This window comes from Longimicrobium sp., assembly GCA_036377595.1.
GTDB lineage: Bacteria > Gemmatimonadota > Gemmatimonadetes > Longimicrobiales > Longimicrobiaceae > Longimicrobium.
In genome coordinates, this window is sequence record DASUYB010000162.1 from 21,040 (window position 1) to 39,230 (window position 18,191).

The following is an 18,191-nucleotide window of genomic DNA, read 5'->3' on the forward strand; positions in this document are numbered from 1 at the left end:
GGTTAAGAAACGACACCATCTTCCAGATCCCCCTGCCCCGCCCCGAAGGAGGTGCGGTCCATGCCTCCGAGCCCGCAGCCTCTCCGCCTGACGACCCCGCAGCGCATCGCCGCGGTGCTGGCGCCCGCGGTGCTGGTGCTGGCCTTCGGCGCGGCCGGGTGGTGGGGCACCGTGCGCGAGAGCCGCTCGCGCGCCGACGTCACCCAGAGCCACGAGACCATCGAGGCGCTGCAGCAGCTCCTCACCACCCTGGTCGACGCGGAGACGGGGCAGCGCGGCTTCCTGTTGACCGGCGACGCGCGCTACCTGGAGCCGTTCCGCGCCGCCGAGGCCGACGTGCAGCGGCGCATCCAGGACGTCGGCCGGCTGACCGGAGACGCCCCCCAGGCGACGCGGGAGCGCGTCGCCTCGCTGTCGCTCCTCGTCGGCCGCAAGTTCGGCGAGCTGAACGAGACCATCGACTCGGCGCGCGCCGGCCGGCGCGAGGCCGCGCTGGCGATCGTCGCTTCCGGCCGCGGCAAGGCCACGATGGACGAGATCCGCCGCGTCACCGGCGCGCTCGCCGACGGCGAGCGCACGGAGATGGCGGTGAGGGCTGCGACGGAATCGCGCAGGTCGCGGCTGCTGACCGCGCTGATCGTGCTCGGCGCCGCCGCGTCGGCGGTGGTGACGCTGCTGCTGAACCGGATGCTGAACCGCTACGGCACCAGCCAGGCCGCCTTCGCCGGGGAGCTGGAGCGGGCGAACGCGCAGCTCGAGGCGCAGCAGGCGGAGCTCGAGCAGCAGAACGAGCACCTGCAGGAGCAGTCGGCCGAGCTCGAGGCGCAGTCCGCGCAGCTGCAGGAGCAGCAGGCCGAGCTGGAGATGCAGCACGCCGCGCTGCAGGAGCTGACGGAGGAGCTGCAGGCGCGCACCACGGCGGCCGAGGCGGCCAACCTGGCCAAGGCGCGCTTCCTGGCCGCCATGTCGCACGACCTGCGCACGCCGCTGAACGCCATCTCCGGCTACGCCGACCTGCTGGAGATGGGGATCCGCGGCCCCGTGACCCAGGCGCAGGCCGACGACCTGCAGCGCATCCGCAACAGCTCGCGCCACCTGCTGTCGCTGATCACGGGGATCCTGGACTTCGCGCGCGTCGAGGCCGGGCGCGTGGAGGTGCGGCTGGAGAACGTGCCGCTGGCGGCCACCGTGCGCGGCGTGGAATCCTCCATCCTCCCCCAGGCGGCGGAGAAGGGGGTGAAGTTCGAGACCGACGCCGGCCCCGAGGGCGTATGGGTGTCGGCCGACCCCGAGCGGGTGGAGCAGGTGCTGCTGAACCTCGTGGGCAACGCGGTGAAGTTCACCGACCCCGGCGGCGAGGTGGCGCTCAACTGCGTGGAAGACGGCGAGGAGATGGTGGCCATCCACGTGCGCGACACCGGCCCGGGGATCGCCGAAGACCAGCTCGCCACCATCTTCGAGCCGTTCGTGCAGGTGGACCGCCAGGCGGTACCCGAGCGCCAGCGCGGCGTGGGCCTGGGCCTGGCCATCAGCCGCGAGCTGGCCGGCGCGATGGGCGGGTCGCTGGAGGTGCAGAGCGAGCCGGGGAAGGGCTCCATCTTCACCCTCCGCCTGCGCCGCGTCCCCAACCCGCACGCCCACCCCGAGGCCGCCGCCGGCGCCGGCGAGGCCGAGATGGTCTGATCCGCGGAAACCGGCCCGATCTCCCACAGGACAGGCGGACATACGGCGACAAGCGCGCGGAGTGCGCCTTGACGCGCAGCACATTCTGTGTTTTGTGTTAATGTCCCCGCCCACAACTTTGCCCCACCCGGTCCCGGACGGGGCGAACCTTCACTTTGGAGGAGGACGCCATGGACAAGCTGCGGCTGGAGATGGAGCGGCTGAGGGTGGAGACGTTCGCGCCGGACGCGAAGACTGGCGGCAAGGGCACGGTGCTGGGCTACGACGACAGCACCTGCAGCGCCCAGCCCACCTGCGGCATCGCCTCGCGCGGCGAGGAGACGTACGAGCTGGAGGGCCCTTCCCGCTATGTCTGCTGCGTGTGACGGAACGGGGGCGATCTCCCGCTACGGGCGAGATCGTTCCGACGCGCTGGAACCCACTCATGGAGGGACATCATGGAGAAGCTGCGGCTGGACGTGGACCGGCTGAAGGTGGAGAGCTTCGCGCCGGACGCGAAGACCGGGCGCAAGGGAACGGTGCGGGCGCACGACGACAGCGACTGCAGCGTGGCGTACACCTGCGGCATCTCGTGGCGCAGCGAGGAGTCGTACGAGCTGGAGCCTCCCACGCGCTACGGCTGCTGCATCTGAAACGCCGGGGCGGCGTCCCCACCGGCACGCCCGTTCATGTCCACGCCGGATGCGTCCGGCGTGGGCGAAACTCTCTCGACCCATGGAGAAATCATGAACAAGCTGCGGCTGGACCTGAACGGGCTGAAGGTGGAAAGCTTCGCGCCGGACGCGATGAAGCGTGGAAAGGGCACGGTTCTGGGCTACGACGGCAGCACCTGCAGCCAGGGGTTCACCTGCGGCGTGGCCTCGCGCGGCGAGGAGACGTACGAGTTCGAGGTGAACACCCGCTACGCCTGCTGCGTCTGAGCCACCCGGCGTCCCCGCCCGGGTTCCGAGCCCCGGCGGGGGCCGAACCTTTCTCATGGAGGGATGGATGAACAAGCTGCGGATGAACGTGGACGGTCTGAAGGTGGAGACCTTCGAGGCGGGCGACACGGCGCGGGCGATGGGCACGGTGCGCGCGAACGACGGCGGCTGCAGCATTCAGCCCACCTGCGGCAACCCCTCGCGCGGCGAGGAGACGTACGCGCAGGAGGTCGTCACCCGCTACGCCTGCTGCGTCTGACGGAGCGCCGAAATCGCGTATCACCCCGGCGAACCGCGCCCATCACGCATGAAGCCCTTGCATCCGCCCGGATGCGAGGGCTTCGTCGTAGTCTCTGGGAGATGAAGTAGCCGCGCGCGAAGCGCGCCCAGGTCCCTCCCCCAGTCGGTTTTGGGGGAGGGACAGGCTGTCCGGACACGACGCAGTCGCGCCGGGCAGCCAGGGAGAGGGCCCCCGCCGGGGTACTTCGCCGCGCCACCACAACGACATCCCCGCGAAACGTCTGCTTGACGCGGTGCGGGGCGCGGACGATTCTATACGCCCATGCGCAAGCTCCTCCTCTTCATCGGCGTGCTGCTGGCCGCGCACGTCGCCCTCCTGTTCGTCCGCCCCGGCGGCGCCCAGGCGCCCGCGGCGGCAGCCGCCGCCAACGGCGGCCACCGGCTCACCGTCGGCATCGTGTTCGACGTGGGCGGGCGCGGCGACAAGAGCTTCAACGACGGCGCCTACCTGGGCGCCATGCGCGCCGCGCGCGAGCTGGGCGCCGACGTGCGCCTGGTGGAGCCCGGCGAGGGCTCCGACCGCGAGGCCGGCCTCCGCCTCCTGGCCGCGCAGGGGCTCGATCTGGTCGTGGGCGTCGGCTTCATCTTCAGCGACGACCTGACGCTGCTGGCGAAGGAGTATCCCGACATCCACTTCGCCGGGGTCGACTACGCGCTGCAGACGGACGCGAACGGCAACGTCATCCCCCCGCCCCCCAACCTGGCCGCGCTCAAGTTCCGCGAGGAGCAGGGCTCCTTCCTGGTGGGCGCCATCGCCGCGCTGACCTCGAAGACGAAGCGCGTCGGGTTCGTGGGCGGGATGGACATCCCCCTGATCCACAAGTTCGAGGCGGGCTACAAGGCCGGCGTGCGCGCCGTGTGCCCCGACTGCCGCGTGATCGCGCAGTACGCCGGCGTCACTCCCGAGGCCTTCCGCAACCCCGGCAAGGGGAAGGAGCTGGCGCTCAGCCAGTACAACCAGGGGGTGGACGTGATCTTCCACGCCTCGGGGTCGACGGGGCTGGGGGTGTTCGAGGCGGCGCGGGCCACGCACAAGCTGGCCATCGGCGTCGACGCCGACCAGTACGCCGAGGCACCGGGGTACGTCCTCACCAGCATGGTCAAGGGCGTGGACCAGGCCGTGTTCGACGAGGTCGCGAAGGTGCGGAACGGCACCTTCCACGGCGGCATCGACTGGTTCGGGCTGCGCGAGAACGGCGTGCGCTACGTGTACGACGAGAACAACCGCGCGCTGATCCCCGACTCGGTGCGCGCCCGCGTGGAGCAGCTCAAGGCCGACATCATCGCCGGGCGCATCCAGGTGCCCAGCGAGCGCTGAGCTTCATCATCCCCCTTCCCTTCCGCGGACCCTTGCCTGAACAACCATCCGCCGCCCCCGTGGTGCGCATGGCCGGCATCGACAAGAGCTTCGGCCCCGTGCGCGCCAACCGCGGGGCCAGCCTGGAGGTCGGCGCCGGCGAGATCCACGCGCTGGTCGGCGAGAACGGCGCCGGCAAGAGCACGCTGATGCGCATCCTGAGCGGGATGTTCACCCCCGACGCGGGCACGGTGGAGGTCTTCGGCCGCGACGTGACCGGGTGGACCACCGCGCAGGCCATCGCCGCCGGCGTGGGGATGGTGCACCAGCACTTCATGCTCGTCCCCACCCTCACCGTCGCGGAGAACGCGGTTCTCGGCACCGAGCCGCGGCAGGGGCTGGTGCTCGACCGGGAGAAGGCGCGCCGCGAGGTGGAAGAGCTGGCGCGCCGCACCGGCCTCGCCGTCGATCCCGCCCGCCGCGTGAGCGAGCTGTCCGTGGGCGAGGCGCAGCGGGTGGAGATCCTCAAGGCGCTGCTGCGCGGGGCCAAGGTGCTGATCCTCGACGAGCCCACCGCCGTCCTCTCGCCGCCCGAGGTGCAGGAGCTGTGGGGGGTGCTGCGGGGATTGAGGGACGAGGGCGCCACCGTCGTCCTGATCACCCACCGGCTCGACGAGGTGATGGACATCTCCGACAACATCACGGTGATGCGCGCGGGGACCACGGTTGGCCGCATCCGCACTGCGGAGACCTCGCCCGGCGACATCGCCCGCGCGATGGTGGGGCGCGAGGTGGCGCTGGCCGCGGAAGCCGATGTCTATCGCCCGGGGAAGACGGCTCCCGGCGCCGCGCCCGCGCTGGAGGTGCGCGACCTGGTGGTCGGCGCCCACGGCCGCCCGCGCGCGGTGGACGGCGTCAGCTTCCAGGTGCGCCCGGGGGAGATCCTGGGGATCGCGGGGGTGGAGGGGAACGGGCAGACGGAGCTGATCGAGGCGATTGCCGGCCTCACCCCCGTCACCGCGGGACAGATCCTGCTCGGCGGCGATGACGTCACCGCGACGGCGGTGCGCGGGCGGGGCGACGCGGGGCTGTCGCACATCCCCGAGGACCGGCACCGGCGCGGGCTGCTGCTCGACTACTCCGTGGCCGAGAACCTGGTCCTCGGCCAGCAGCACCGCTTCCAGAAGGGGCTGGCGCTCGACCGCGACCGCATCGCCCGCAACGCGGACGAGCAGGTGCGCGCCTACGACGTGCGCCCGGCCGACCCGGGTCTCCCCGCGCGCGCCCTCTCCGGCGGCAACCAGCAGAAAGTCGTCGTCGCGCGGGAGATGATGCGCGACTTCTCCGTCCTCCTGGCCGCGCAGCCGACGCGCGGCGTGGACGTGGGCGCGGTGGAGCTGATCCACGACCGCCTGCGCCAGGCGCGGGACGCGGGGAAGGCGATCCTGCTCGTCTCCGCCGAGCTGAACGAGGTCCTGGCGCTCGCCGACCGCGTGGCGGTGATGTACGGAGGGAGATTCGTGGCGGTGATGCCGCGCGCCGAGGCCAGCGAGGAGGTTCTCGGCCCCTACATGACCGGCGCGCAGCGGGAGGCCGCGTGAGCACCACCACCGTGCAGCAGACCCCGCCCGCCGCGCCGGAGACCAGGGGCGGCACCGCCGCCACGGCGTGGCGCGCGCGGCTGGAGGAGGCGCTCCTCCCGCCCGTCGTGGCCATCGTGATCGCGCTGGTCATCGGCGACCTGCTGATCCTCTCCATGGGCCAGTCCCCCGGCGCCGTCTACCGGCTCCTGCTGGAGGGGACGTGGGGGAACGCCTACGGCTTCGGGCAGGTGCTGTTCAAGGCGACCACGCTGACCTTCACCGGCCTCGCGGTCGCGCTCGCCTTGCGGGCGGGGCTCTTCAACATCGGCGCGGAGGGGCAGCTGGCGGCGGGCGGCTTCCTGGCCGCGGTGCTCGGCCTCGTCCTTCCCGCGGGGACGCCGGGGGTGCTGGCGGTGCCGCTGTGCCTCGTCGCCGCGGCGGTGGGCGGCGGCGCGGTGGGCGCGGTCCCCGGCGCGCTGAAGGCCCGCTTCGGCGCGCACGAGGTGATCGTCACCATCATGCTGAACTTCATCACCCTGGCGCTGCTGAACTGGATCGTTGCGGCCCATCTCCACGTGCCGGAGACGCTGCACACGCCCGACATCCACGCGGGCGCCATCCCCCGTCTCGGCGGACCGTTCGCGGGGTCGGCGGCGAACTGGACGATTCTCCTGGCGCTGATCTCCGCGGCGGCGGTGGGCTGGTACCTGTTCCGCACGCGGCGGGGATACGAGCTGCGCGCGGTGGGGCTGCAGCCGGACGCGGCGGAGTACGCCGGGGTGCGCGTGGGCGGCGTCTGGCTGCGGGCGATGGCGGTGTCCGGCGCGCTGGCGGGGCTGGGCGGGGTGAACTTCGTGCTGGGCTACAAGCACTACTACGAGGACGGCTTCGCGGGCGGCGCGGGGTTCCTGGGGATCGCCGTGGCGCTGGTCGGCCGCAACGATCCGCGGGGCGTGGTGCTGGCGGCGCTCTTCTTCGCCACGCTGTCGCAGGGCGGGCTGGCGATCAACGCGGTGGTGCCCAAGCAGATGGTGGAGGTGCTGCAGGGGGTGGTGATCCTGGCGGTGGCCGTGGCCGTGCCCGAGGTGCGGCGACTTCTCCGTCTCCAGCCGCGGAGGGCCTGAGCCATGATCGTGATCACCTTCATCCTGCAGGCCATCCGCATCGCCATCCCCTACCTGTTCGCGGCCAGCGGCGGGGTGGTGGCGGAGCGCGCGGGCGTGGTGTCGCTGACGCTCGAGGGGTTCATGCTCTCCGGCGCCTTCTGCGCCACGCTGGGCTCGTACTACGGCGGGAGCCCGTGGATCGGGCTCCTCTGCGGCGTCGCGGGCGGGCTGGTGATGGGGCTGCTGCACGCGGTGGCGTCGATCCGCTACAAGGCCGACCAGATCGTGGTGGGGATCGCCATCAACCTGCTGGTCGTCGGCCTGACGCGCTTCTTCCTGCACCTAGCGTTCGACAGCTCGTCCAACTCGCCGCGCGTCCCCGGCTTCGGGGGCGAGAACGCGGGATCGGGGCTGATGGCGCTCGTCTCCAACCCGCTGGTGTGGCTGGGGATCGCGCTGGTGCCGGCGATGGGATGGCTGATGTACCGCACCCCCTTCGGCCTGCGCGTCCGCGCCGTGGGCGAGCACCCGCTGGCGGCCGAGTCCGTGGGCGTCCCCGTCCCCCGCGTGCGCTACCTGGCGGTGGCGATGAGCGGGGTGCTGGCGGCGCTGGGCGGGGCGTACCTGGCGCTCGACCAGCACCAGTTCACCGACCAGATGACGGCGGGGCGCGGCTACGTGGCCCTGGCGGCGGTGATCTTCGGGCGATGGGACCCGGTTCGCGCCGGCATCGCCTGCCTCTTCTTCGCCGCCGCGGAGACGCTGCAGATCCAGCTGCAGGGGCTGCAGGCCATCCCCAGCCAGTTCGTCTCGATGATCCCCTACGTGCTGACGATCATCGCGCTGGCCGGCATCGTGGGCCGCAGCGTGCCGCCCGCCGCGCTGGGGCGGGCGGAGGATTGAGGCGCGACACGCGAGTGGGATCGATCGTCAGTACGCGGGTTTTCGGCGTGACAATGCGAGTGAACTCGCGGCTACAACGACACACAGTCCGCCTTCGCGGACTTCGCGCTTGACGGGCTGTGGTGCGGTGACCGGAAGGCGGGTGCGGCGGTGAGCTTCAGGGTTCCACGCGAAGACCGCTGGTTCGAAGACTACGAGCCGGGCTCGGTGCACGAGTTCGGCTCGATTGTCGTGCGCGAGGAGGAGGTGCTGGCGTTCGGGCGGAGGTTCGACCCGCAGCCGTTCCACACCGACCCTTCCGCCGCGGCGGAGACGGAGTACGGCGGGCTGATCGCCAGCGGGTGGCACACGGCTGGGCTGATGATGCGGCTCTACTCCGACCACTATCTCTCGAAGGTGGCCACGCTCGTCTCCCCCGGCGTCGACGACCTGCGCTGGCTGAAGCCCGTGCGCCCGGGCGACGAGCTGGTGCTACGCGTGACCGTCGCGGAGGCACGGCGTTCGCGAAGCAGGCCGGACCGCGGCCTGGTGCGCTCCGACGTCGAGGTGCTGAACCAGCGCGGCGAGGTGGTGATGACGCTCAGCGCGCTCAACTTCTTCCGCACGCGCCCATAACCATCGGCCGGCGCCGGGCGCGGACAGCGTTGTTAAACGGGCGCCGGAGAGGTACCATGGTGACCATTCTTCGGTCGCGGGCGGATGATGACGGTGGTGATTCGCGCGGCGCAGTCGGTCTGGAATCATCTTTCCCCTTCATTCCTTCCCCTTCGCAATCTCGCCGGAAATCCTGCGCATGCATCCCCCTCTCAGTCCGAGGGCCGTAGCATGACCATGACGAAAGGCCAGGTCCGCTTCCTGGCCGCGGCCCTGCTCTGCGCGACGGCCGCGCGCTCGCAGCCGGCCGTCGAGCACGGCGGCGGGTCGCCCACGAGAGCCACCGCCACGCCGGCGGTGCACGTGTACGCCGACCGCGCGCGTGGCGAGCTGGTTGTGGAGTCGCGCGCGGTGGACCTGGCCGCGCGCTCGGGGCACGCGCAGGTCCTGCCCGTGCAGGCCGCGTCGCCGGTGGGCGGCTGGCTGCATGGATACGCGGTGGAGCTGGTGGACGCGCGCGGGCGCGTGGTTCCGCGCCAGATGCTGCACCACGTGATCGTGGTGGTGCCGAACCGGCGCGGGCTGTTCAACCCCATCATGCTGCGGATCGTGGCCGCGGGGCACGAGACGCCCGAGGTGCGGCTCCCGTCGATGGTGGGCTACCGGCTGCGCCGCGGCGATCCGCTGCTGATCGCGGGGATGCTGGACAACGAGAGCGCGTCGGCCTACCGCGGCGTCCGCATCCGCGTGCGCATGCCGCTGAAGCCGGCCGACGCGTGGATCCGCCCCATCAGCATCGTCCCCTTCTCGATGGACGTGATGCCGACCGGCACCCAGCGCGCGTGGAACCTGCCGCCCGGCCGCACGCAGCGGTCGTGGGAAGGGAGCCCCGCGGTGGCCGGGCGCATCCTGGGGATCGGCGGGCACCTGCACCGCTACGGCGTGGCGCTGCGGCTGGAGGACGTGACCGCCGGGAAGACGCTGTGGGTCGGCCGGCCCGAGCGCGACCCGTCGGGCGAGGTGCTGCGGATGCCGACGCACACCTTCCTGCGCCCGGTTTCCGTGCGCCCCGACCACCGCTATCGCCTGACGGCCGTGTACGAGAATCCCACCGGGCGCATGATCCCCGGCGGCGGGATGGGCGCCGCGGGCGGAGCGGTGATCCCCGCAGATCCGGCGCGCTGGCCGGCCATCGACGCGCGCAGCCAGGAGTACCAGCTGGACCTGCGCGCCAACTCCACCGACCCCGCCGCACATTCCGGCGACATGCACGGGATGCCGGGGATGCATCATTGAAGCGCGGCCGCTGATCTCCCCGGCCGCGGTGAATTCCCATCGCCGCCGAACCTTGGCGAAGTGCATCGTCGCAGACCCGGGCGGCGAATCTCACCGTCTCGATCCACTCCGGCGCAGTGTTTGCCGAACCCGGAGTCACGCCGCGTCCCACCCGCGGCGTCGCACTCGATCCGGGTAACGGCGCGGATGCGCCAGGCTGAATCCCCGGATTCGGCATCACACGGCGTTTCAACACCGGGCCGGGAGTCCGATGCGGATGCGGTGGATGGTGGTGGGGCTCTGCGCGGGCGCCGTCGTGCCGCACGCGCGGGCGCAGCAGCGCGTGACGCTGGCGCAGGCCGAAGCCGCGGCGCTGGCCAACGGCGCGCGCGTCCGCATCGCCGCGGCGGACGAGGCGGCTGCGCGGGCGGACGTGCTCACCGCCCGCGCCTTCCCCAACCCCACCGTGGCGGCGGACTACTCGAAGTCCGCGCCGCAGTACCATCTCACCGCCGACCAGCCGCTGGAGTTTCCCTGGCTGCGCGGCGCGCGTATCCGCGCCGCGCAGGCGGGTGCGCTGGGCGCGCGCTACCGGCTGGAGATCGAGCGCGCCGCCGTGCGCTATGCCGTCGATAGCGCGTACGTGCAGGCGGCGGCCGCGCGCGAGCTGTTCACCCTTTCCGCGCGCACCGAGCGCGAGGGCCAGGAGCTGGTGCGCATCGCCCGCACCCGCCAGCAGGCCGGAGATGCGAGCGAGCTGGACGTGGAGCTGGCGCTCGTCGCCCAGGGGGGGCTGCAATCCGCCGCCCTGGCCGATTCGCTGGCCGCCGTGGCCGCGCTCCTCGACCTGCAGGCGCTGATGGGGATCCCCTCCGCGCACCCCACGATCGTCCTGGCCGACTCGCTGGCCTCGCTCCCGCCGCTCGCGCCCCGCGTCACCCCTGGTGACGGCGGGGCGCCGCCGCTGCGCACCGCCGCGGCCGAGGCCGACGTGCAGGCGCGCACGGCATCGCTCGCGATGGAGCGGGCCAACCGCTGGGCCGCGCCGGCCGTCACCGGCGGGGTGGAGTGGCACGACCCCACGGGGGGCGAGCCGGGGTACCTCCCCACCTTCGGCATCTCCATCCCCCTGCCGCTGTGGGACCGCAATCGCGGACCGATCGCCGTGGCGCGAGCGCAGCTGCAGCGCGCCGAGGCCGAGCTCGAGGCCGCGCGGCGCGAGGGCGCGGCGGCGCTGGCGGCGGCGGAACGCGATCGCGCGGCCGCGGCGGTCAGCGTCGAGCGCGGGCGCGCGCTGCTGGCCCACGCCGAGCGCGTGGTCGCCCTCTCCACGCAGGGATACCGGGAGGGCGCGTTCCCCATCACCACCGTGATCGACGCGCGCCGCGCCGCCCGCGACGTGCTGCGGCAGTACATCCAGGACCTGGCCGCGCTGCGGTCGGCCGAGAGCGCCGCGGCGCTGGCCCGCATGGTGGGGAGCGTGCCATGAGGGAAGTACGAAAGTGCGGGAGTGCGAAGGTGCGGGAGTGCGTTGGGACGGGAGATCCGGATCCGTTTCACGTCCCCGGCCGGCGTGCGATGGCGGCTGCGGCGCTGGGGATGGCGCTGCTGGCGCTGGCGGCGTGCGGAGGGAAGGGCGGCGACGGCGGGGGAGACGAAGAGGCCGAGGCGGCGCCCGAAGTCGTCGCGCAGACGGCGGTGGCGCAGGCGCAGGCCTTTCCCGTGACCGTCACCGCGCTGGGGGTGGTGGACGCGGCGCCGGGGCACGTGGCCGAGCTGGCGGCACCGGTGCAGGCCCGCGTGACCCGCATCTTCGTCACCACCGGCCAGGCGGTCGCCGCGGGCCAGCCGCTGGTGGCGCTCGACCAGACGGTGTTCGCCGCCGAGGTGCGGCGCACCGACGTCGCGCGGGTGACGGCGCAGCAGGCCTACCAGCGCGCGCGCCGCCTGGCCGACGCCGGCATCCTCCCGCGCAAGGACGCCGAGGCCGCCGCCGCCGCGCTGGCCGACGCCAACGCCGCCGCCATCGCGGCGCGCAGCACGCTGGGCCAGGCCACCCTGCGCTCGCCCATCTCCGGCATCGTGGCCGCCGTCAACGCGCGGCTGAACGCGCAGGCCGACCCGGCCACCACGCTGGTGCAGGTGGTCGACCCCGCCGGGCTGGAGATCCACCTGTCCATGCCGCCCGAGCAGGCCGGACGCATCCAGCCGCGCCAGCCCGTGCACCTGAGCGCCGGACGCGACGCGGGCGGCCCCGCGCTGGGCGAGGGCGTGGTGACGGGAGTCGGCGCGGTGATCGACACGGCCAACGGCAGCGTGGACGTGCGCGCCGCCCTCACCCGCCCCGCCGGCCGCCTCTTCGTGGGCCAGGACGTGCTGGCCTCCATCGAGGTGGCCGCGGGGGCCGGCGTGGTCACCGTCCCCGCCGCGGCGCTCGTCCCCGCCGAGGGCGGCGAGCAGGTGTTCGTGGTGGACGCGCAGGGGGTCGCCCACGCGCGCCCCGTCGCCGTCGGCGAGCGGCGGCAGGACGTCGTCGCCATCACCAGAGGGCTGCGCGGCGGCGAGACCGTGGTGGCGCAGGGCGCCTACGGGGTGCAGGACGGCGCCCGCGTCCGCCGCGCGGCGGCGCCATGAGGCTGGTGGACGCGCTGGCCGCCCAGCGCCGCTTCGTGTACCTGGCCGTGGCGCTGCTGAGCGCGGCGGGCGCCTGGGCGGCCACGCGGCTCCCGTCGGCCATCTATCCGGAGCTGACCTTCCCGCGCATCGCGGTGATCGCGCAGGGGTCGGCGCTCGATGCGCAGCAGGTGGTGTTCGCCATCACCCGCCCCCTGGAAGAGGCGGTCAGCAACGTCCCCGGGGTGCAGCGCGTGCGCTCGCGCAGCATTCGCGGGAGCGTGGAGGTCTCGGTGGACTTCGCGCCGCGCACCGACATGGCGCAGGCGCTGCAGCTCACCCAGGCCCGCGTCAACGAGGCGCAGCCCGGCCTCCCCGCCGGCCTGTCCATCCAGGTGGAGCGGCTGACCCCCACCGTCTTCCCCATCCTCAGCTACAACCTCACCGGCGGCAGCACCACCGACCTCTACGACGCCGCCCTCTACCAGATCCGCCCCGTCGTCTCCCGCATCCCCGGCGTCAGCCGCGTGGAGGTGCAGGGAAGCGACGTGCGCGAGCTGGAGGTGATCGCCGACCCCGTGCGCATGACCACGCTCGGGCTCAGCTACACCGGGCTGGCCGACGCCATCCGCGCCGGCGTCCAGCCGGCCGCGGTGGGACGCGAGACGCAGGACTACCAGCAGTACCTGGTGGTCACCGACCTCGAGGCGCACACGGCCGACGACGTCGCGAACGTCGTGGTGCGCCCCGGCACGCGCGTGCGCGACGTGGCCACGGTGGCGATGGGTACCGAGGACCACGTCGCGCTCGTGGCGGGAGACGGGAAGCCCGCCGCGCTGATCAACATCTCCCGCCAGGTGGGCGGCAACACCGTGGCCATCACCGACAGCGTGGCGAAGGAGATGGCGGCGCTGCAGCGCACCCTGCCGCGGGGGATGCGGCTGAAGCCCGTCTACGACCAGGCCGTGCTGGTGCGCGAGGCGGTGGGCTCGGTGCGCGACGCCATGCTCGCGGGCGCCGTCCTGGCGGTGATCGTCCTTCTCCTCTTCCTCCGCCACGGCCGCATCACCGCCATCAGCGCGGCGTCGATCCCCCTGACCATGGCCGTCTCCGTGCTGGGGATGTGGCTGCTGGGGCAGACCTTCAACCTGATGACGCTGGGCGGGATGGCCATCGCCATCGGGCTGGTGATCGACGACAGCGTGGTGGTCACCGAGAACATCGCCCGCCACCTGGCGCTGGCGCCGGACCGGAGGACGGCCATCCGCGAGGCGGTGGACGAGCTGGTCTGGCCGGTGACCACGTCGACGCTCACCACCGTGGTCGTCTTCCTCCCCCTCGGCCTCCTGCAGGGCGTCGTCGGCCAGTTCTTCAAGGCGCTCTCCATCACCCTTTCCCTGGCCGTCCTGGTCTCGCTCGTCCTCGCGTTGACGATCATCCCCCTGCTGGCCGACCAGCTGATCCGCGAGGGCGAGGAGGACGTGGACGAGGACGAGGTCCCGCGCCCCGGCGTCCGCGGCATCCCCGCGCGCATCGGCCGCGGGCTGCGCCGGCTGACGGACGGCTACGAGCGCACGCTCACGCGGCTGCTGCGGCACCCCCGCCGGCTCTTCGCGGTGGCCGTCGGCCTGGTGGCGGCCGGCTGGCTGGCGCAGCGCTTCGTGGGGACGGGGTTCCTGCCGGAGATGGACGAGGGGGCGTTCGTGCTCGACTACTTCACCCCCGGGGGGACGGACCTGGCCGAGACCGACCGGCAGCTGCACGTGGCCGAGCGCATCCTGATGGCCACGCCCGAGGTGGAGGGGATCAGCCGGCGCACGGGCGCGGAGCTGGGGCTGTTCGCCACCGAGCAGAACGTGGGCGACATGGTGGTGCGGCTCAAGGCGCCCAGCCGGCGCGATCGCAGCTCCTTCGAGGTGATCGACGAGGTGCGGGGAAAGATCGAGTCGCGGCTCCCGCGGCTGAGCATCGAGTTCGTGCAGATCCTTTCCGACGTGATCAACGACCTGGCCGGCAGCGCCAGCCCGGTGGAGATCAAGCTCTTCGGCGACGATCTCGATCGCATGGAGGCGTACGCGAGGACGATTGCCGCGCCGATGGAGAAGGTGGACGGGCTCGTCGATCTCCAGAGCGGGGTGAGCGAGCCCGCGCCGGAGATGCACGTCCGCGTCGATCCCGCCCGCGCCGCGCGCGTGGGGCTGACGGGCGACGACGTGAACACGCAACTGGCCGCCGAGCTGCTGGGGGCCGAGGCGGGGCAGGTCCGCGCCGGCGACCGCACGGTGGGCGTGCGCGTGCACGCACCCGACGACGTGCGCTTCGACCCGCTGCGGCTTCCCACGCTCCCCGTGTTCAGCGCGTCGACCGGGGGCGACGTGCCGCTCGGCTCCGTGGCCACCGTCGTCCGCGGCAGCGAGCGCGCCGAGCTGAGGCGCGAGAACCAGCGCCCGGCCATCGCCGTCACCGGCGGGGTGGAGGGGCGCTCGCTGGGCGCGGTGATGGCCGACGTCCGGCGGATCCTGGCCGCGCACCCCGCGCCGCCGGGCGTGCGGGTGGAGATCGGCGGCGCCTGGGCGGGGCAGCAGGCCGCGTTCCGTTCGCTGCTGGCCGTGCTCGCGCTGGCCGGGCTGTCGGTGATCGCGGTGATGGTGATCCAGTTCCGCTCGTTCGTGGAGCCGCTGATCATCGCCCTGGCGGCGCCGCTCTCGTTCGTGGGCGCGCTGGCGCTGCTGCTGGCCACCGGCACCCCGCTGAACGTCTCCAGCCTGATGGGGATGGTGCTGCTGGTGGGGCTGATCGTGAAGAACGGGATCATCCTCCTCGACTTTACCCATCACCGCATGCGGCACGAGGGCGAGCCGCTGGGCGAGGCCGTCCGCGTGGCCGCGCGCACGCGCCTGCGGCCGATCCTGATGACCACGCTGTGCACGCTGTTCGGCCTGCTCCCGCTGGCGCTGGGCCTGGGCGCGGGCTCCGAGCTGCAGCGCCCCCTCGCGCTGGCGGTTATCGGCGGGCTGGCGCTGTCGACGCCGATCACCCTCTTCCTCGTCCCCGGCTTCGTCGTGGCCATCCGCGGCCGCGAGTACCGGCTGGGGTGATTCGAATTGATTTTCTGCATTCTCCAACCGGGGACACGGAGGAGCCGGCGCTCGGTCCGCCATCCTCCGTGCCCTCGTTGACGAAATCCGGGAATTGGGTTGATGTACCCGGACCGATCCCACACTGACGTCATCCTGAGGCCGGCCAGACCGTAATCAGCGTCTGCGCAAGCGGTTGCAGGCCGAAGGATCTATCATCGCGGCAGCACGGGATCCGGTCGGACGCACCAATACTCGACCCGGACCTGGTATTGGCGACTTTTGAAGATCCGGGATCACACCAGGATCGGACCGGTGTCGGGGCAGAACTGGTCGCACCTGCTCAGGGCGCAGGTGATGCCGCAGGTGCCCTCGCACGAGGCGCCGCAGGTGAACTGCCCGGCGCAGGTGTCGCAGGTGCGGCCGAAGAAGGAGCACCCGAAGGTGAACTCCCGCCCCTCCACCGTTCCGCGTCGCTCCACCTTCTCCGGCTGCGCCTGGAAGCTTTCGACGTGAAGGTCGTCCAGGTCGAGCTTGAGCTTGCCCATCGTGCACCTCCGCTGATGTCGAGTCGTTGCGGTTGAGCGCGGCCCCGTTTCGGCCCCGTGCACACTCTACGGCGGACGCGCCGCGCCGGATCTCCAGAAACTGAGGCCTCACGCGGAGACGCGGAGTCGCGGAGAACTCACCCCCGGCGCTGGGTTCTCCGCGTCTCCGCGGCTCCGCGTGAGGCCTCATCCCCGTCTACATCCGCGCGGGAACCGGGTTTGCGAGAGGAACCGCGCATCGCGCAGTCACGGCAACGGATTCGGGGGGATGGGGATGGTGGAGCAGGCGGTGCGGGCGGAGGAGGAGCGGAGCGTGTGGGTGGTGTTCAGCGGGCTGCTGCTGGTGATGCTGCTGGCCGCGCTCGACTCCACCATCGTGGCCACGGCGCTGCCGACCATCGTGGGCGAGCTGGGCGGCGTCGGACATCTCGCCTGGGTGGTGACGGCGTACCTGCTGGCGCAGACCGTCGTCACCCCGCTGTACGGCAAGCTGGGCGACCTGTACGGGCGCAAGCTCGTGCTGCAGACGGCGGTCGTCGTCTTCCTGCTGGGCTCGGCGCTGTGCGGGCAGGCGCGCTCGCTGGAGGCGCTGATCGCGTTCTGCGCGCTGCAGGGCCTCGGCGGCGGCGGGCTGATGGTGAGCTCGATGGCCGCCGTCGGCGACGTGATCCCCCCGCGCGAGCGCGGGCGCTACCAGGGGATCTTCGGCGCGGTGTTCGGGCTCTCCAGCGTGGCCGGGCCACTGATCGGCGGGTTCTTCACCACCCACCTGTCGTGGCGCTGGATCTTCTACATCAACCTCCCGCTCGGCATCGTGGCGATGCTCGTCCTCGCCGCGACGCTCCCCGCGAACCCGGAGCGCAGGCGCCACCGCATCGACTGGCTCGGCGCGGGAACGCTGGCGGCGGCGCTCAGCGGCATCATCCTGCTCACCGACCTGGGCGGGACGACGTACCCGTGGGGATCGCCGCAGATCGTGGGGCTCGGCGTCGCCAGCGCCATCTTCCTCTCCCTCTTCGTCTGGATCGAGCGGCGCGCGGCCGAGCCGGTGCTGCCGCTCAGGCTCTTCCGCAACCGCATCTTCACGGTCAGCAGCGCGGTGGGCGTCGTCGTCGGCTTCGCGATGTTCGGCTCCATCACCTATCTCCCGCTCTTCCTGCAGACGGTGAAAGGGGCGAGTCCGACGTCGTCCGGCCTGCAGCTGCTGCCGGTGATGGGCGGGATGCTGGTGACGTCGATCGCCTCCGGCCAGCTCATCTCCCGCTGGGGGCGCTACCGCGTCTTTCCCATCGCGGGGACGGCGGTGATGACGGTGGGCCTCTTCCTCCTCTCGCGGATGCACGCGGACACCAGCCTCGTCACCGCGTCGCTGTACATGCTGATCGTGGGGATGGGGCTGGGGATGGTGATGCAGGTGCTGGTGCTGGCCGTGCAGAACTCGGTGGAGTACGAGGACCTGGGCGTGGCGACGAGCGGGGCCACGCTCTTCCGCTCCATCGGCGGCTCGCTGGGGACGGCGGTGCTGGGCGCGGTGTTCGCCGCGGAGCTGGCCCAGGCGCTCGCGCGGGTGATGCCGGGCGGTGCACAGGCGACGGGTGCGCGCCTGGACCCGGCGGCGCTGCGGCAGATGCCGGCGGCGACGCGGTCGATGTTCCTGGGCGCGTTCACCGACTCGCTCGACACCGTCTTCCTCGTGGCCGCGTTCGTGGCGGTCGTCGCGTTCGCGCTGTCGTGGCTGCTGGAGGAGCGGCCGCTGCGCGCCTCGGTGGCGGCAGGCGGCGGCGCCGGCGTGGGCGAGACCATGGCGATGCCGCAGGACGACGAGCCGTGGCCGCCCTTCTCTCGCGCGCTGTGGGCGCTGATGCACCGCGACGCCAAGGTGCGGATGATCGAGAAGGTGTCGGCGATGGCCGGCGTCGCGCTCTCGCCCGCGGCGGTGTGGCTGCTGTCGCGCATCGGCCACGGGCGCGACGCCGACCCTTTCCGCGTGGGGACGGAGTTCGGCATCGAGCCCACGCGCCTGCGCCAGGCCGACGCCGAGCTGCGCGCCGAGGGGATGATCGACGGCGGCGCGCTCACCCCGCGCGGCGCGGAGACGCTCGGCCGGCTGCGCTCCGCCGCGCGCGAGTGGCTGTGCAGCCTGGTGGAGGGATGGGACCCCGAGCACCACGCCGGCCTCGCGACCATGCTGGAGCGCGTCGCGGCCGACGTGGTGGAGGAACGCGATTGAGAAGCAGGTCTCACGCAGAGGGCGCAGAGGTCGCAGAGGGCGGGAAGCTCTCTGCGACCTCT

16 protein-coding genes are annotated in these 18,191 nt (G+C 72.6%); 15 read left to right on the forward strand and 1 reads right to left on the reverse strand.

Annotated features, from left to right (window positions below; translation table 11 throughout):
- Positions 1-60: 60 nt before the first annotated feature.
- The 14 genes from VF092_27660 (at position 61) to VF092_27725 (ending at position 15,372) form a co-directional block, all read left to right on the forward strand.
- Entirely contained in the window at positions 61-1,683 is a 1,623-nt protein-coding gene (locus VF092_27660; GenBank protein ID HEX6751098.1) for a CHASE3 domain-containing protein, read from the forward strand.
- Between the two features lie 170 nt (positions 1,684-1,853).
- Positions 1,854-2,048 (forward strand): hypothetical protein, encoded by a 195-nt coding sequence (locus VF092_27665; protein HEX6751099.1) that lies wholly within the window; start codon positions 1,854-1,856, stop codon positions 2,046-2,048.
- A 72-nt stretch (positions 2,049-2,120) separates the two neighbouring features.
- A complete protein-coding gene (locus VF092_27670) occupies positions 2,121-2,315 on the forward strand; it encodes a hypothetical protein (protein HEX6751100.1) in 195 nt (64 codons plus the stop codon).
- A gap of 93 nt (positions 2,316-2,408) precedes the next feature.
- A complete protein-coding gene (locus VF092_27675; protein HEX6751101.1) occupies positions 2,409-2,603 on the forward strand; it encodes a hypothetical protein in 195 nt (64 codons plus the stop codon).
- A 67-nt stretch (positions 2,604-2,670) separates the two neighbouring features.
- Complete coding sequence (locus VF092_27680; GenBank protein ID HEX6751102.1) at positions 2,671-2,862, forward strand: hypothetical protein; 192 nt, start codon at positions 2,671-2,673, stop codon at positions 2,860-2,862.
- Positions 2,863-3,165: 303 nt separating this feature from the next.
- A complete protein-coding gene (locus VF092_27685) occupies positions 3,166-4,221 on the forward strand; it encodes a BMP family ABC transporter substrate-binding protein (protein ID HEX6751103.1) in 1,056 nt (351 codons plus the stop codon).
- Positions 4,222-4,253: 32 nt separating this feature from the next.
- A complete protein-coding gene (locus VF092_27690) occupies positions 4,254-5,801 on the forward strand; it encodes an ABC transporter ATP-binding protein (GenBank protein ID HEX6751104.1) in 1,548 nt (515 codons plus the stop codon).
- Positions 5,798-6,907, forward strand: a complete 1,110-nt coding sequence (locus VF092_27695) for an ABC transporter permease (protein HEX6751105.1) — start codon at positions 5,798-5,800, stop codon at positions 6,905-6,907. Before VF092_27690 ends, VF092_27695 begins: the two co-directional genes overlap by 4 nt.
- 3 nt (positions 6,908-6,910) lie before the next feature.
- On the forward strand, positions 6,911-7,792 hold the full coding sequence (locus VF092_27700; protein HEX6751106.1) for an ABC transporter permease: 882 nt from the start codon (positions 6,911-6,913) through the stop codon (positions 7,790-7,792).
- A 150-nt stretch (positions 7,793-7,942) separates the two neighbouring features.
- A complete protein-coding gene (locus tag VF092_27705) occupies positions 7,943-8,407 on the forward strand; it encodes a MaoC family dehydratase (protein HEX6751107.1) in 465 nt (154 codons plus the stop codon).
- A 210-nt stretch (positions 8,408-8,617) separates the two neighbouring features.
- Positions 8,618-9,682, forward strand: coding sequence for a hypothetical protein (locus VF092_27710; protein ID HEX6751108.1), 1,065 nt, complete (start codon positions 8,618-8,620; stop codon positions 9,680-9,682).
- Positions 9,683-9,932: 250 nt separating this feature from the next.
- Positions 9,933-11,150, forward strand: a complete 1,218-nt coding sequence (locus tag VF092_27715; GenBank protein ID HEX6751109.1) for a TolC family protein — start codon at positions 9,933-9,935, stop codon at positions 11,148-11,150.
- 89 nt (positions 11,151-11,239) lie between these two features.
- On the forward strand, positions 11,240-12,295 hold the full coding sequence (locus VF092_27720) for an efflux RND transporter periplasmic adaptor subunit (protein ID HEX6751110.1): 1,056 nt from the start codon (positions 11,240-11,242) through the stop codon (positions 12,293-12,295).
- Positions 12,292-15,372 (forward strand): efflux RND transporter permease subunit, encoded by a 3,081-nt coding sequence (locus tag VF092_27725; GenBank protein HEX6751111.1) that lies wholly within the window; start codon positions 12,292-12,294, stop codon positions 15,370-15,372. The genes VF092_27720 and VF092_27725 overlap by 4 nt, the downstream gene beginning before the upstream one ends.
- Before the next feature lie 275 nt (positions 15,373-15,647).
- On the opposite strand, the gene VF092_27730 is transcribed toward VF092_27725, so the two are convergent.
- Entirely contained in the window at positions 15,648-15,899 is a 252-nt protein-coding gene (locus VF092_27730) for a hypothetical protein (GenBank protein ID HEX6751112.1), read from the reverse strand.
- Between the two features lie 268 nt (positions 15,900-16,167).
- Between VF092_27730 and VF092_27735 the strand changes: the two genes are divergently transcribed.
- Entirely contained in the window at positions 16,168-18,129 is a 1,962-nt protein-coding gene (locus VF092_27735) for an MDR family MFS transporter (protein ID HEX6751113.1), read from the forward strand.
- The last annotated feature ends 62 nt before the right edge of the window (positions 18,130-18,191 follow it).